Below are 14286 nucleotides of genomic sequence, written 5' to 3' on the forward strand. Positions count from 1 at the left end.
AGCCTGCCGTCTCCCAACCGGAGCACGGTGACGATCCACGGCTGTCAACCCTTCGGAACTATGTCTCAGGACTCGGTGCCCGGCTCGGTGCGTCGGCCATCTTCGGCGACGGCGAGGACATCACCGCGATCCCGCTCGAGATCGGCGCCGATCAGATCGGGTCTTCAACGAGGATGCAATGATCGGACGTGAGGCCGGGGAGTTGCTGAGCACCGCGCAGCAGTTCGCCGACGGCGTGCTGTTTGAGCGCGCCCTCGACGTGGACGCGTCCGGCGAAGTGCCTGCACGCAACCTGGATCTGTTCCGTGATGCTGGCTTGTACGGCCTGTGGACGCCCCAAGAGGTAGGCGGCTGCGGCTTCGACGAACTCGAGCGGCTCCCGATTCTCGAAGCGCTGGCCGGGGGGTGTCTCACCACTGCATTCGTGTGGGCACAGCACGGCGGCGGCTCTGCCAATGCAGCACGGATGCCGTCGGGATCGCCGCTGTATGAGCGCTGGGCCCGGGCACTTGCAACCGGTCAAGCTCGCAGCGGGGTGGCCTTCGCACACATCCTGCGGCCCGAGCCGTGCCTGTTCGCCCAGCGCTCCGGCAACGGCTGGGTGCTGCGCGGCGTAGCGCCGTTCGTGACCGGCTGGGGCCACATCGACGCCGTGCTGGTTGCCGCCCATGAGGCGGACCGCCTGATATGGATGCTGGTGCCCGCTGCCGAAGCCCCGACCCTGCACTCACGGCGGCTGCGCCTCGCAGCAGTGGACTCGTCCGTCACCGTCGAGCTGCACTTCGACGGCCACGTCGTCAGCGACGACGACGTGGTGGAGGTCATCGACTACGAGGACTGGCTGTCGTTCTACCGAACCGGGCTGCGCACCAATGGTGCCCTGATGCTCGGCGTGGCCGGGCGGGCACTCAAGCTGCTCGGCGCGTCCCCGCTGGACGCCGAGTTGGACGCGGCGCGCAGCGCGCTGCATGCCGCCGAGGTGGATGAGATGCCCGATCGTCGGGCCCAGGTCGGCTATGTCGGCATCCGAGCCACCAGCGCGCTCGTGTCCTCAGTGGGCGGGCGGGCCATCACGCTCGCCCATCAGGCGCAGCGCCTCGCCCGTGAAGCGCTCTTCCTGCTCGTGCAGGGACAGACCGCCGACATCCGGTCAGGCCATCTCCGCCGCCTCGGCGCCGCGGATGGCCAGCCCTAGGGCAAACCTGCGCCAGGCACGTCCACCCGGACGGTCTCGATGCGGCCGAGTGCGGGCGAGTCGGCGGAAGGCCGGGAAGTCGGCGCGGTGACCATGTACAGCGTGCGGCGATCGTCGTCGCCGAGCATGCAGGCGAAGCAGTTCAGCTCCAGCTCGACGACATCGGTCACCTCGCCGCCGTCGACCACCCGGAAACAGCTCGCGTTGAGCGGGTCTGCCACCCAGATGCCGCCGGCCTCGTCCAGGCAGATGCCGTCGGGCACCCGCTCGCCCAGCTCGGCGAAGATCCTCCGGCCGCTCAACGAGCCGTCGGAGTCGATGTCGAACGCCGTCATCCGGCGGCCGTAGCTCTCCGCGATGACCATATGGCGACCGCTGGGATCAATGACCGTGCCGTTGGGGAAGTCGAATCCGTCGGGACCCGGACGTGCAGTGCCATCGGGGCTCACAATCGCAAGCGTGGCCTGGGCGAACGTCTCCCCAACGCTGTCGTCAAATCCAAAGTTGCCGACATAGGCAGTGCCGTCAGCGGCTACCGCCATGTCGTTGCACGGCCCGCCGGCGATGCCCGACAGATCGGCGTGCAGCGATTCGTGCCCGTCGGCATCCAGCCGGCGAAGCTGCCGGTCCAGCATCGAGACGAACAGCAGGTCCCCGTCAGGCAGCCACCCCAGCCCTGACGGCTGCGTCAGCACCGTGTGCACAAGTTCTTCATGGCCGTCGGGAGTCACCGTGAAGATGCCGTGCCGGTAGAAGTCCGAGTACCAGAGCCGGTCGCCGCGCCAGCGCGGCCCTTCCCCGAATCGCAGTCCCGTCACCAACACGTCAGTCGTTGTCATGGCCGCCGACGCTAGTGGGGGGCCCTGAGCGGCTGCGATGAGCGCACTGCTTGACGCAATGTCAGCCGCCTGGCCATCGCCCTTGCGGGCATGACGGCCGCTAGTGCCGCGCGGCGACCATCTGGTGCTTGATCGGGCCGACGTGCAGGTGCGCTATGCGCGACTGCTCACCGTCGAGCTGCAGCCCGGCCAGCAGGGGCGCCACCACCCGAAAGAACGCGCGCAGCTCCCATCGGGCCAGGTGCACGCCCAGGCAGAAGTGGGCGCCGTGGCCGAAGGCAAGGTGGTCGTTGGGCGTGCGCTGGATGTCGAAGCGGTACGGGTCGGGGAATTGGCGCTCGTCGCGGTTGGCTGAGGGGTACCAGATGCCGATGTGCTCGCCCGCCTTGATGGTGTGGCCGCGCAGCTCGGTGTCTCGTGTGCACGTTCGGGCGAACTGGATCACGGGCGAGGTCCAGCGCAGGATCTCCTCGACGGCAGTCTCCACGGCTTCCGGATCGTCGATGCGCTCGTTGAGCAGGTCGAGCTGGTCACGGTGTTCGAGCAGGGCGATCACCCCGCCGCTCGCCGCGTTGCGGGTGGTCTCGTTGCCCGCGGCGATCATCAGGCGCAGGTAGCCCACGAGCTGCTGCGGCGTGAGCGGACCCGATTCGATCTCCGATCGCAGCAGGATGCTCACCAGGTCCCGGCCATTGGTCCCGTCACGCCTGCGCTGCGCGATCAGCTCGCCTATCCAGGCGTCGAACTCGCGGATCATGCGCGACCGCATCTCGTCACGGGGCTCACCGGGCCGGCAGAACCTCTCCAGTTCCGGATCGTCGAACAGCACCGAGGTCCACTCGTGCACCTGTTCCCAGTCATCGGCCGATACGCCGACCATCTCGCAGATGGCCGCCAGCGGCAGCTTCACCGCCAGGTCTTCCACCACATCGGCGGTGCCGGTCTCGGCGACCTTGGCCACGAATTCGTCCGCGAAGCGCTGAGCGTGCCGCTCCAAGGACTCCGAGCGCGCACGCATCGCCTTCGGGGTGAATTCCGGCACCACCAGCCGGCGCAGGTCCCAGTGGTCGGGGCGGTCCTTGAAGATGAAATCCGGCGGCTCGTCGGGATCCCAGCCGATCTCGACGGCTCGCTGGCGGTACCTGTTCCAGAAGCGGGCATCCCGGTCGGCATCGGCGAGGCGCAGGCGGCCTCCCCCGTTGATGAAGGTCTTGTTCTGGCCCGAGATCCACTTCACCTCCTCGTAGCGGGTGACGGCCCAGAACGGCACGATGTTGTCGCGCACGTACCAGTAGACGGGCGCTTCGTCGCGCAGCAGGTCCCATTCGGCCCACGGGTAGCCGTCTGTGGCATAGCGCTCCGTGTCGTGGATCACCGCCTCGTCGACGTGCATCAAACTGCGCTCCTGCTCGCTGGCCACCGTCGGGCCAACGGTAGTGGTGTGCCTCGCCGTGTCGCAGGGCCGCGGCGCAATACTGACGGCATGAGCACCGGTGCGACTCACGCGGATTCTCCTGACGCCGACGCGGAGGCCGGGCTGCCGGTTGTCTGGTTCGACCGGCCCGCCGGTCGACTGCAACGCGAGCTGCTCGAGGGCCGGGCGCAGATTGTCGATGTGCGAGGAGACGATCCGCTGGAGGGCATCGAACGAGCCGAGGGCGCCATCGTGGGCGCTGCCATCCGCTACGACAGCGCCGTCTATGAGCGTGCACCGCTGCTGAGAGTGATCGCACGGGCCGGGATCGGGTTCGACAATCTCGACCTCGACGACGCCACCGAGTTCGGCATCGCCGCCTGCAACACGCCCGACGGGCCGACGGTCTCCACGGCCGAGCACGCCGTCGCGCTCATCTTCGCCGTCACCAAGGGCCTGAAGGAATCGGCCCGCCGGCTCGAGGCCGCCGAAGGCGACTACTGGGCACGCCACGGTCACCTGGAACTGGCCGGATCGACGCTCGCCTTGCTGGGGCTCGGACGCATCGGCGGCTACGTGGCACGGGTGATGTCAGCTGTGGGCATGAACATCGTGGCGTACGACCCCTATGCCGCCGACGAGCGCTTTGCAGAACTGGGAGCACGGCGGGCGGCGACGCCCAGCGAAGCGGTTGCCAGTGCGCATGTCGTGTCCGTGCATGCGCCGCTCAGCGAGGCCACGCACCATCTGGTGAACGCCGATCTGCTCGCGGCGATGCGCAACGGCGTATATCTCGTGAACACGTCGCGCGGCGGCCTCGTCGACCAGGACGCCCTGCTGGCAGCTCTGGGCGCGGACAAGGTACGCGGCGCCGGGTTGGACGTGACCGAACCTGAACCGCTGCCGCCAGGCCATCCGTTGCTGGGTCGCCCCGACGTGGTGGTCACACCGCACGTGGCCTCGGCCACCGTGGCCGGCCGCCGTCGCATCTTCACCCATGCCGTCGCCGAGGTCATGACGGCGCTCGACGGCGCCCAGCCGCCCAACATGCTCAACCCGCAGGCCTGGCCCGGCCGCAACGCCTGACCGCCCCAGGCACATGACGTGAGCCTCACCGCTGCGGCGCCGGGACGGCTGACGGCGTTCCTGCCCGACGACCCCGATGCCGACTCGCTGCTCGACGGGTTCCTGGCCTACACCGCCGAGGTAGGTCTTGAGCTCTATGAGGCACAGGAAGACGCCGTGCTGGAGATCTTCGGAGGCAACCACGTCATCATCACCACGCCGACCGGCTCGGGCAAATCGCTGGTGGGCCTCGCGGCGCACTTCGAGGCGGTGGCGCGAGGTCGGCGCAGCTACTACACGGCTCCGGTCAAGGCGCTCGTGTCGGAGAAGTTCTTCGCACTCTGCGACGAGCTCGGCGCAGCGAACGTCGGCATGGTGACCGGCGACGGCGCCGTCAACCCCGACGCACCGGTGGTCTGCTGCACGCAGGAGATCCTGGCCAACCTGGCACTGCGCAACGGCGCCGACGCCCCGGTCGACAGCGTCGTCATGGACGAGTTCCACTTCTATGCCGACCGCGACCGGGGCTGGGCCTGGCAGGTGCCGCTGCTGGAGCTGACCCGCACCCAGATGATCCTGATGAGTGCCACCTTGGGCCCCACCGGGCGCTTCGCCGACGACCTGCGACGTCGCAGCGGCCGTGAGGTCGCCGCAGTGACTGGTGCCGAACGGCCGGTGCCGCTCACCTTCACCTACCGCGAGACCACGCTGCACCAATCGCTCGAAGAGCTGCTGGAGCTGCGCCGGGTGCCCGCCTACATCGTCCATTTCACCCAGAGGGCCGCTACCGAGCGGGCGCAGGCCCTCACCAGCCTCAATGTGCTGTCGAAGGACGAGAAGGCGCAGGTGGCAGCCGAGATCGTCGACTTCCGGTTCGACTCGCCGTTCGGGCGCGACATCCAGCGATTCGTCAAAGCCGGCATCGGCGTGCATCACGCCGGGATGCTGCCCAAGTACCGGCTGCTGGTGGAACGTCTGGCCGGGGCAGGCCTGCTCAAGCTCATCTGCGGCACCGACACGCTCGGCGTCGGGGTGAACGTGCCCATCCGCACCGTGGTGTTCACCCAGCTCTGCAAGTACGACGGCCGCGACACGCGGGTGCTGTCGGTGCGCGACTTTCAGCAGATCGCCGGCCGGGCGGGGCGCCGGGGCTTCGACCACGAGGGCTTCGTGTGGTGCCAGGCGCCCGAGCACGAGGTGGAGTACGCGATGGCGCTGGAGAAGGCCCGCGAGAAGTTCGGCGACGACCCGGCCAAGCTGCGCAAGGTCCGTCGCCCGTCACCGCCCAAGCGGGGCTATGCGCCATGGAATGCCGACACGTTCGGCCGGCTGGCGTCGGGACAGCCCGAACTGCTCCGCTCGCAGTTCGACGTGTCGCACTCGATGCTGATGAACGTGCTGGACCGCCCCGGCGACGGCTGTGCGGCCATGCGCCGGCTGCTCACCGACAATCACGAGACGCGTGCGGCCAACCGCACCCACATCCGCCGTGCCATCGCCATCTACCGCTCGCTGGTCGAGACGGAGGTGGTGGAACGGCTCGACGAGCCTGACGAGCTGGACCGGCTGGTACGGGTAAACGTGGACCTGCAGGCCGAGTTCGACCTGACCCAGCCGCTGTCTCCGTTCGCGCTCGACGCCATCGAGTTCCTCGACCCAGACGAGCCCACCTACCCGCTCGACGTGCTGAGCGTGCTCGAAGCCACGCTCGAGAACCCCACCGTGGTGCTGGAACGCCAGCGAGACATGGCACGCACCGACCTGCTGGCTGAGATGAAGGCCGAGGGCGTGGAGTACGAGGAGCGGATGGAGCGGTTGGAGGAGGTCGAGTGGCCCAAGCCGCTGCGCGACTGGCTGTATGACAGCTTCAACGCCTGGTCCCTCCATCATCCCTGGCTGCGCAACGAGAACGTGCGCCCGAAGTCAGTGGCCCGCGACATGAATGAGCGGGCGATGACGTTCCGCGAGTACGTGAACCACTACGGCATCAAAGGATCCGAAGGCGTGCTGCTGCGCTACCTCAGCGATGCCTACAAGGCGCTCGTGCGCAACGTGCCCGAACACCGCCGCACCGACGACATCGTCGAGCTCACCCGCTGGCTGGGCGAGACCGTGCGCACCACCGACAGCAGCCTCATCGACGAGTGGGAACGTCTCGAACAACTGCCCAACCACCCATGAACACGTTCGCCGACCAACGTCGCTACACGTGGCGACGCCCAGAGCTCACCGCCGCCCATAGCGGCGCGACCACCAACGCTTTCCGCCGAGTCGGCTGATCTGCTCGCTGATGCGGCGACCGAGGGTTACGTCGTCGGTGGTGTCGCTGCAGTGCCGAGTTCGAAGCTGCCGAGCTCTCACCCAGTAGTAAAGGGGACCGATCTGACCGGTGCCGATCTCACGGGGGCGCTCTTGGGTCGGGCGTCTTGCTTACTCCGTACACGACAGGCAGGCAACGGGGCCGCCACGGCATCATGTGCCCGAATGCGGCAGATAGAAGTCGTGCAGCGTCCAGGTGATCACCTCGCGCTTGGGTTCGCAGGCTTCTGCGAAGGAAGCCGAGAAACCGCCGGCAGACAGGAAGAAGAACGGCGACGACGGCTGCAGCGCCTCGCCCGCCCAGCCTCGGCCGCTGGCGGCCAACCGCCGCAGCGCCTCGGTGTGCTCGAAGTACGTGCGGGCAGTGGCGGGGCGCCCCCGGTACTTGACCGAGCCGGTCACGAACATGCCGCCCAGCGTTCGGCCCACCATGTCGAGATCTACGCGGACGCCGGTGCGATCGGTGCCTTGCCAACGCTGCCAGTCCGGCACCAACGGCAACCCGGCCTCGACCGCACGACGAGCGTACGCCTGGCGTGCGACATCCTCGAAGACGTGGCTGCCCACATACGTCGAGAAAGCTGCGGGCCGGATCTGGGTGCTCCACACGTGTTGCGCACCGAACGCCACCGCAGCCGATTCCGCCGGCAACGCGATGCGATAGTGGAAACGTGCCCCAGGGTCTGCCAGCCGGTAGCGCAGCCCTCGGGTACGAGACTCACCGAAGTCGAGTTCCGACTGCAAGTACGACAAGTCTTCCAGTTGCGCCACCAGCCGCTTGAGCGACGAGTCGGCGCTTCGGCCCATCTGGGACGCGATCTGGCCCAACGTGCGTGCGCCGAGGCCGACGCTGGCGAGCACCGCTCGGTACTGCTGCGTGTGGCGCAAGCCTTCCTCTTGGTCGAGCTCGGTGCGAATGCGAGAGCGAACGATGCCGTCAGGCGCCAGTGCCAACCGGATGATGTTGCGGTCGGCCTCCTCAGCAGGATCGACCTCTGCGAGATTGGCCGGCAGGCCGCCGAGGGCCGCATACAGGTCGATGCGGTCTCGCATCGAGAAGCCGCGAAGCATCTGCGCACTGTCGTGGTAGTCGAACGGCGCCAACGTGAGCGTCGCATCCAAGCGCCCGTACAGCGGCGACCCGCCCCGTTCGAGTGCTTCGAGCACGCGCACCGCTGAGCCGCACAGCACTACCAGCACGCCTGCGGTGCGATGGAGCTCGCTCTCCCACACGGCGTTCAGTTCCGACGCGACCTCCCGCAGGCCGGCTTCTCCGTTCGCAAGGTATTGGAACTCGTCAAGAATGATGACCGTCGGCTGGTCTGGCCGCAGGCCGAGCAATGATCGGAACACGAGCCGCCATGTGGGGTGATCCTCGGGCCGCAGGTCGGCGCCTGACCACTGCGCGGCTGTCCTCACCAACGCTTGGCGGTTGATCTCGGGCGCCGTTGCGGAAGCCACAAAATAGAGCGCGCGATGCGGCTCCCACAGCTGAGTCAGCAAGTGCGTCTTGCCGACCCGGCGGCGGCCGCGCACCAGCGCGAGTGCCGGTCGCCCGCTGTCCGCGAGCCGCCGCAAGACAGCTGCCTCGTGCTCGCGATCGATCAGCCGAGGAGTCTCCACAAGGTCAATCGTACTAGTCGATAATCACGTAAGTAGACTAACGTGTTAGTAGATCAACGCATTAGTGCTCGCACGTATCAGACAGCCGAGACATCAGATTCGCCTCGACTGCCGCCGTTCGGCGGTGCTGCATGACGATCAGGTCGGCGCCCGGTAGTTGGGCGCCCCTGTGCTCACTGGGTCGGCGCCCGGTAGTTGGGCGCCCCTGTGCTCACTGGGTCGGCGCCCGGTGGTTCGGCGCCCCGTGGTTACTGGGTCGGCGCCCGGTAGTTGGGCGCCCCGTGCCTACTGAGTCGGCACCCGGTAGTTGGGCGCCTCCTTGGTGATCATGATGTCGTGGGGGTGGCTCTCGCGCAGGGCGGCCGCAGTGACGCGCACGAACCGGGTGCGCAGACGCATGTCGTCGATGCTCGCGGCACCGCAGTAGCCCATCGCCTGGCGCAGCCCGCCAACCAGTTGGTGCAGCACGCCCGCCAGCGGCCCCTTGTAGGCCACCCGCCCTTCGATCCCCTCGGGCACCAGTTCCTCGACCTCGCGCCCGTCCTGGAAGTAGCGGTCCTTGGAATAGCTGCGGCCCTTCATGGCGCCCACCGAGCCCATGCCCCGGTACTCCTTGAAGCGCTCGCCCTGGTACAGCACCACCTCGCCGGGCGATTCATCGGTGCCCGCCAGCAGGCTGCCCACCATGGCGCTGTGCGCCCCGGCGGCGATCGCCTTGGCGAGGTCGCCCGAGAACTGCATGCCGCCGTCCGCGATCACCGGCACGCCGGCCGCGGCGGCCTCCGAGGCGCAGTCGAACACCGCCGAGATCTGCGGCACCCCCACGCCGGCCACCACCCGGGTGGTGCAGATGGAGCCAGGGCCGATCCCGACCTTGATCGCATCAGCACCGGCTTCGACGAGCGCCCGGGCTGCATCCGCCGTGGCCACGTTGCCCGCCGCCACCTCGGCGGCGTGATTCGCCTTGATCTTCGCGACCGTCTCGATGACGTCGCGACTGTGGCCGTGGGCCGTGTCGACCACGATGGCATCCACATCGCGCTCGACCAATGCCGCCGCCCGCTCCATCGTGTCCGGACCAGTGCCCACGGCCGCTGCCACCAGCAGCCGGCCCCGCTCGTCTTTCGAGGCATTGGGGAACTGGATGCGCTTCTGGATGTCCTTCACCGTGATGAGGCCCACGAGCCGGAAGTCGTCGTCCACGATCGGCAGCTTCTCGATGCGGTGCTTCGCCAGGATCACCTGCGCCTCGTCCAGCGTGATCGGCGACCGCGCGGTGACCAGCCCTTCGGAGGTCATCACCTCACCGATCGGCCGGCTCCAGTCGGTCTCGAAGCGCAGGTCGCGATTGGTGAGGATCCCCACCAGCCGTCCCGACGGGTCAGTGATGGGCACGCCACTGATCTTGAAGCGGGCCATCAGGTCTTCGGCCTCGAAGACCAGGTTGTCGGGACCCAACGTGAAGGGCTCGTTGATCATCCCCGACTCGGAGCGCTTCACCTTGTCGACCTCGGCCGCCTGATCGGCGACCGACAGGTTGCGGTGGATCACGCCGATGCCGCCGTGACGGGCCATCGCAATAGCGAGACGCGCCTCGGTGACGGTGTCCATGGCCGCGCTCACCAACGGAACGGCAAGCGTGATGCCACGCGTGAACCGCGTCGACGTGTCCACCGCATCGGGCAGCACATCGGACGCGTCGGGCACGAGCAGCACGTCGTCAAACGTCAGCCCGTCGGTCGTGAATTTCGTGTCCAGAGAGGGAAATCGCCCCACTTCAGGGGGCTGCTGGGGGGCCATGTCGCACCCTACCGCGCGACCCGGAGGCTGAGCCGTATGGCGAAGCCGGGACCCGAGCGGCCCGTGAGCGGAGCGAACAAGAGCAGGAGGCAACTGGTGCGACTGCGAGGGGTTTCACCAGTCCGCGTGCCCAGAAACGAACCGGTGAACCCGACCGCAGTAGCTTCCACCAACAACGGCAGGCGAAGCGGGTTGACGTGGCCGATTTCCAGCAGCACGGGTCGATCGCGACGCTCCATCGCCTCGCCGACCGGTCCGTCGAGAGCCTCGAAGACGAGCTGTTCGAGTACTCGCGCCGCCGCCCGATCGCGCTCATCATCCCGGCGCTGTACAGCGAGCTGCAGGGACCGGCACTGGGCCGCATCGTCGACGAGATCGCCAAAGTCGCCTACATCGACGAGATCATCGTCGGCATCGACCGGGCAGACGAAGCCCAGTTCGCAGACGCCAGGCAGTTCTTCGCCCGGCTGCCTCAGCGCACACGCCTGCTGTGGAACGACGGGCCCAGGCTGCGCAAGATCGACGAGGTGCTCGCAGACCGGGTGCTGGCGCCCACCGAGCCGGGCAAGGGCCGCAACGTCTGGTACTGCCTCGGCTACTTCTTGGCCTCGGGCCGCTGCGAGAACGTGGCCCTGCACGACGCCGACATCCTCACCTACGACCGCGGCCTGCTGGCCCGGCTGCTCTACCCGATTCTGCATCCCACCTTCGGGTACTCGTTCTCGAAGGGCTACTACTACCGGGCCGGCGAAGGGCCGTCGGGGCGGCTCAACGGGCGGGTGGTGCGCCTGCTGGTGACGCCGCTGCTGCGGGCGCTGCGAGCCACCATCGGCGAGCACGACTACCTGCGCTACCTGGAGTCGTTCCGCTACCCGCTGGCCGGCGAGTTCGCGATGAAGCTGGACATGACCCGCAGCATCCGCATCCCCAGCGACTGGGGACTCGAGATCGGCGTGCTGTCGGAGGTGTACCGCATCTACCAGGGACGCCGGATCTGCCAGGTCGATCTCTGCGGCCGCTACGACCACAAGCACCAAGGCCTGTCCGCCGACGACGCCAATGCGGGCCTGCACAAGATGAGCCGTGACATCGCCAAGGCCGTCTATCGCAAGCTGGCCATCGACGGCACCGTCCTCGGCGCAGAGATCTTCCGCACCGTCAAGGCCGTGTACTACCGCAACGCGCTCGACCTCGTCAGCCACTATCGCAACGACGCCACCTTCAACGGCTTCGACTTCGACCTGCACGCCGAGGAGACGGCAGTGGAGCTGTTCGCCTCAGCGATCATGGAAGCCGGCGACGAGTTCCTGAACGACCCGATGGGCACGCCGTTCATCCCGAACTGGTCACGGGTGCAAAGCGCCGTGCCCGACATGCTCGGCCAGCTCTACGACGCCGTCGAGCTCGACAACGCCTGAGCCGTCTGAGGCTGCGGACTCGATGGGCGCGGATGGCGATGCTGCCATATGCCCATATCGGCGAATACAGTTATCTGTATGAAGACCACCATCAACCTCCCCGACGGTCTGGTCGAGCAAGCCAAACAACGCGCCGCGGAACGGGGCTGCACCTTCACCACCCTGATCGCCGAAGGGTTGCTGCTGGTTTTGCAGCAAACCACTCCTGCGACGCGAACACCGCTGCCCACCTGGGGCCAGAAGGGCGATCTGGTTCTCGTGGACATCGAGGATCGCGAAGCCGTCTGGCAGGCTCTCGACGGCGACGGTTGGAAGTGATCCTCCCCGACGTCAACGTGTTGGTCTATGCCTACCGCGCAGACCTCGACCAGCACGAGACCTACCGGCCGTGGCTGTCGAAGGCGCTTGGCGGGCCGGAGCCATTCGGTGCAGCGGACGCCGTTCTCACCGGCTTCATGCGGGTGGTGACCAACCGGAGGATCTTTGCCAACCCCTCGCCGATCCAAGCAGCGCTGTCCTTCGTCGAGCAAGTTCGCTCGGCGCCTGCGACCCGCGCCGTGATGGCGACCGACGCGACATGGCGCGAGTTCGCGAGATTCGCCGAATCCGATTCCCGTATTGCCGGCAACCTGGTGCCCGACGCGTGGCTCGCCGCGCTGGCGGTCTCGGTCGGCGCCCGGCTCGCGACCGCCGATGCCGGCTTCGCCCGATTCGAGGGCCTGCGATGGTTCGATCCCCAACGAAGCGCCACCGCATAGACCGCGACATCGCACCGCGGCAGAGCTGTTCGCCTCGGCGATCATGGAAGCCGGCGACGAGTTCCTGAACGTCCCCATGGGCACGCCGTTCATCCCGAACTGGTCGAGAGCGCAAAGCGTCGCGCCCGACATCCTCGGCCAGCTCTACGACGCCGTCGAACTCGACAACGCCTGAGCCAGCCTGACCCGCCGGAGTATCACCCGCGGGATCGCTTTGAGGACTGCGTGAACGTTGTCATAACTGCCGGGCCGGGTTCCGTCTTCTGGAACGATCTCGGCGTGATCGCCTGCTTGGCGACGAGCGGCGGCTAGATCAGTGCAACGAAAACCACGGCTGCCCCTGCTAGCACTGCAAAGCAGAAAGCGGCTTGCAGCACGACGGTGCGGCGGCTGCGTGGGGTGCCAGCCGCTCGGCTGACGACTCATCGAGACGCTCTCGCCAGACGGAAGGGTTAGTACCGGCGCTGCCGAACCAGAGTTGTCCCGGGCTCGGACCGAATCCGGGCGGAGGCGTGGGGTCGCGAGGTTCGCCGTCGTCTGGTCCAGGTGCGCTGCCAGTCATACTCGAACACTCCAGTCACCCGGGGTTGGCAGGCTCAACCTAAGTGAACCCAAGACTGATCCGTTCACATGGCACCACGCTAGACAGTGTGCTTGCGAAGACGCGGCGTGGCAACGATCGACGGCACTACTGGCCTCCCTGTGGGCTTGGTGGTTGGCGGATCAGTCATCGCTACCTCAGCCGCTTGAACTCGGTTGAGTTTGATGTCGAGAATCATCGGCCGGTGCCCGCCAATTCTCTGTCGCCACGAGCCACCCGTTTCACACTCGCGCCGCGCGATAGCGCAGTCGGGCGACGGCACCTCGTGCCACGATCTCGTTGCGCGCATAGTGCGCTGGCATCAAGGGACTGGCCCAGCGCCCTGCCTGCTGTGTTTCGACGAGTGACGCGCCCGCACGCACGAGCGACATCGCGCTGCCGATCCGTAGGCTGTGGCCGGATGCCCCCTCAATACCAATAGCGGCGGCGGCGCTGCGCACTATCTCTCGAATGCTGCGAGATGACAACGGTTCTGCCGATACGTGTTGTCCCCGGAGAATGCGTCGGAACAGTGGTCCGTCGGTCATGTCGGTCCCGGCGAAATCCGCAGCCTCCATCCAGGTCTCGATGCGGAGCGTCGTAGGGCGGCCGAGGTACAGGGTGGATCCGTCACCGTTCTGATCGGTTTTGCTGCGCCGGACGGTCAACGTCGCGGCGCCATCGCTGAGGGTCTCGATGTTGCCCACCTGGAGTGCGGTGACCTCACCCACGCGCAGCAGGGCGTCACTCATAGTCGCGATGATTGCGGCGTTGCGCAGCCCTCTGAGATCACCATCGGAGGCCGCCGCCGAAGCTGCAGCGTCCGCTTGTTCCCAGTCAACTGCAGCGACTTGGCGAGATGGCGGTGTCGCACGCCGGTGCGCCTTTAGAACAGCATCACACGAAGGCCCCACGGGATCCGGTCGACCAGCGAGGCGAGCGCGAAAACGCACCGCAGCGACGACCTGGCCCAGCTTGGCGCGACCCGCGCCGTCGGCTGCCATTTCGGACAGCACCTCGCTCAGGTTCTCATCCTCCATCAACCGTCCTGCAAGCTGTTCCGTCACCTGGCGCAACGCCCGACCGTATGCCCGGCGTGTCTCGCTACTGATGGCACGCTCAGCGGCTACTGCACCCGCGGCCGAGAGCGTCCCGCCATGCGACCCCTCGTGGATCGCCGACGTGCCGGAAGCCGGCGCAATGGCCGACACACCGCTCATCCGATCTCCCAAGGCCGAGTATAGCTGCCGGTAGATGCCATTACCGGAAATATAA

Annotated in this window: 11 protein-coding genes and 1 pseudogene; 7 read left to right on the top strand and 5 right to left on the bottom strand. The window is 67.3% G+C overall.

Translation table 11 applies throughout. The features are described from left to right. The first annotated feature begins 178 nt into the window (after positions 1 to 178). Positions 179 to 1195, top strand: coding sequence for an acyl-CoA dehydrogenase family protein (locus ACOGXQ_RS07365; RefSeq protein ID WP_419946762.1), 1017 nt, complete (start codon positions 179 to 181; stop codon positions 1193 to 1195). Here the strand turns inward: ACOGXQ_RS07365 and ACOGXQ_RS07370 are convergent. Further along, positions 1192 to 2034, bottom strand: a complete 843-nt coding sequence (locus tag ACOGXQ_RS07370; protein ID WP_419946763.1) for an SMP-30/gluconolactonase/LRE family protein — start codon at positions 2032 to 2034, stop codon at positions 1192 to 1194. The two genes, ACOGXQ_RS07365 and ACOGXQ_RS07370, sit on opposite strands and share 4 nt — an antisense overlap. A 100-nt stretch (positions 2035 to 2134) precedes the next feature. Continuing rightward, a complete protein-coding gene (locus ACOGXQ_RS07375) occupies positions 2135 to 3454 on the bottom strand; it encodes a cytochrome P450 (RefSeq protein ID WP_419946764.1) in 1320 nt (439 codons plus the stop codon). Positions 3455 to 3517: 63 nt separating this feature from the next. Between ACOGXQ_RS07375 and ACOGXQ_RS07380 the strand changes: the two genes are divergently transcribed. Next, complete coding sequence (locus ACOGXQ_RS07380) at positions 3518 to 4534, top strand: NAD(P)-dependent oxidoreductase (RefSeq protein WP_419946765.1); 1017 nt, start codon at positions 3518 to 3520, stop codon at positions 4532 to 4534. 48 nt (positions 4535 to 4582) lie between these two features. Next, positions 4583 to 6670 (top strand): annotated as a pseudogene (locus tag ACOGXQ_RS07385) (DEAD/DEAH box helicase); the annotation flags it as partial. Between the two features lie 315 nt (positions 6671 to 6985). Here ACOGXQ_RS07385 and ACOGXQ_RS07390 read toward each other — a convergent pair. Continuing rightward, the gene (locus tag ACOGXQ_RS07390) at positions 6986 to 8455 is read right to left on the bottom strand and encodes an AAA family ATPase (protein WP_419946766.1); all 1470 of its coding nucleotides are present in this window, start codon (positions 8453 to 8455) and stop codon (positions 6986 to 6988) included. 285 nt (positions 8456 to 8740) lie between these two features. Further along, positions 8741 to 10255 (bottom strand): IMP dehydrogenase, encoded by a 1515-nt coding sequence (gene guaB / locus ACOGXQ_RS07395; protein WP_419946767.1) that lies wholly within the window; start codon positions 10253 to 10255, stop codon positions 8741 to 8743. 197 nt (positions 10256 to 10452) lie between these two features. Between guaB and ACOGXQ_RS07400 the strand changes: the two genes are divergently transcribed. From ACOGXQ_RS07400 to ACOGXQ_RS07415, 4 genes are all read left to right on the top strand, one after another. Beyond that, positions 10453 to 11673: a glycosyl transferase gene (locus ACOGXQ_RS07400; protein ID WP_419946768.1), complete on the top strand. Its 1221-nt coding sequence runs from the start codon at positions 10453 to 10455 to the stop codon at positions 11671 to 11673. 78 nt (positions 11674 to 11751) lie between these two features. Next, positions 11752 to 11991, top strand: a complete 240-nt coding sequence (locus tag ACOGXQ_RS07405; protein WP_419946769.1) for a CopG family transcriptional regulator — start codon at positions 11752 to 11754, stop codon at positions 11989 to 11991. Then, positions 11988 to 12431, top strand: a complete 444-nt coding sequence (locus tag ACOGXQ_RS07410; RefSeq protein ID WP_419947360.1) for a TA system VapC family ribonuclease toxin — start codon at positions 11988 to 11990, stop codon at positions 12429 to 12431. The genes ACOGXQ_RS07405 and ACOGXQ_RS07410 overlap by 4 nt, the downstream gene beginning before the upstream one ends. Before the next feature lie 43 nt (positions 12432 to 12474). Next, on the top strand, positions 12475 to 12606 hold the full coding sequence (locus ACOGXQ_RS07415) for a hypothetical protein (protein WP_419946770.1): 132 nt from the start codon (positions 12475 to 12477) through the stop codon (positions 12604 to 12606). A 647-nt stretch (positions 12607 to 13253) separates the two neighbouring features. On the opposite strand, the gene ACOGXQ_RS07420 is transcribed toward ACOGXQ_RS07415, so the two are convergent. After that, positions 13254 to 14078, bottom strand: a complete 825-nt coding sequence (locus ACOGXQ_RS07420; protein WP_419946771.1) for a tyrosine-type recombinase/integrase — start codon at positions 14076 to 14078, stop codon at positions 13254 to 13256. Positions 14079 to 14286: the final 208 nt, after the last annotated feature.

This window comes from Candidatus Poriferisodalis sp. (assembly GCF_965208485.1).
In the GTDB taxonomy this organism is placed as follows: domain Bacteria; phylum Actinomycetota; class Acidimicrobiia; order Acidimicrobiales; family Poriferisodalaceae; genus Poriferisodalis.

Excerpts from the sequence above, each read along its gene's own strand:
- ACOGXQ_RS07415 (WP_419946770.1), top strand. The coding sequence starts at position 12,475 with ATGGAAGCCGGCGACGAGTTCCTGAACGTCCCCATGGGCACGCCGTTC.
- guaB (WP_419946767.1), bottom strand. The coding sequence starts at position 10,255 with ATGGCCCCCCAGCAGCCCCCTGAAGTGGGGCGATTTCCCTCTCTGGAC.
- ACOGXQ_RS07370 (WP_419946763.1), bottom strand. The coding sequence starts at position 2,034 with ATGACAACGACTGACGTGTTGGTGACGGGACTGCGATTCGGGGAAGGG.
- ACOGXQ_RS07365 (WP_419946762.1), top strand. The coding sequence starts at position 179 with ATGATCGGACGTGAGGCCGGGGAGTTGCTGAGCACCGCGCAGCAGTTC.
- ACOGXQ_RS07380 (WP_419946765.1), top strand. The coding sequence starts at position 3,518 with ATGAGCACCGGTGCGACTCACGCGGATTCTCCTGACGCCGACGCGGAG.
- ACOGXQ_RS07405 (WP_419946769.1), top strand. The coding sequence starts at position 11,752 with ATGAAGACCACCATCAACCTCCCCGACGGTCTGGTCGAGCAAGCCAAA.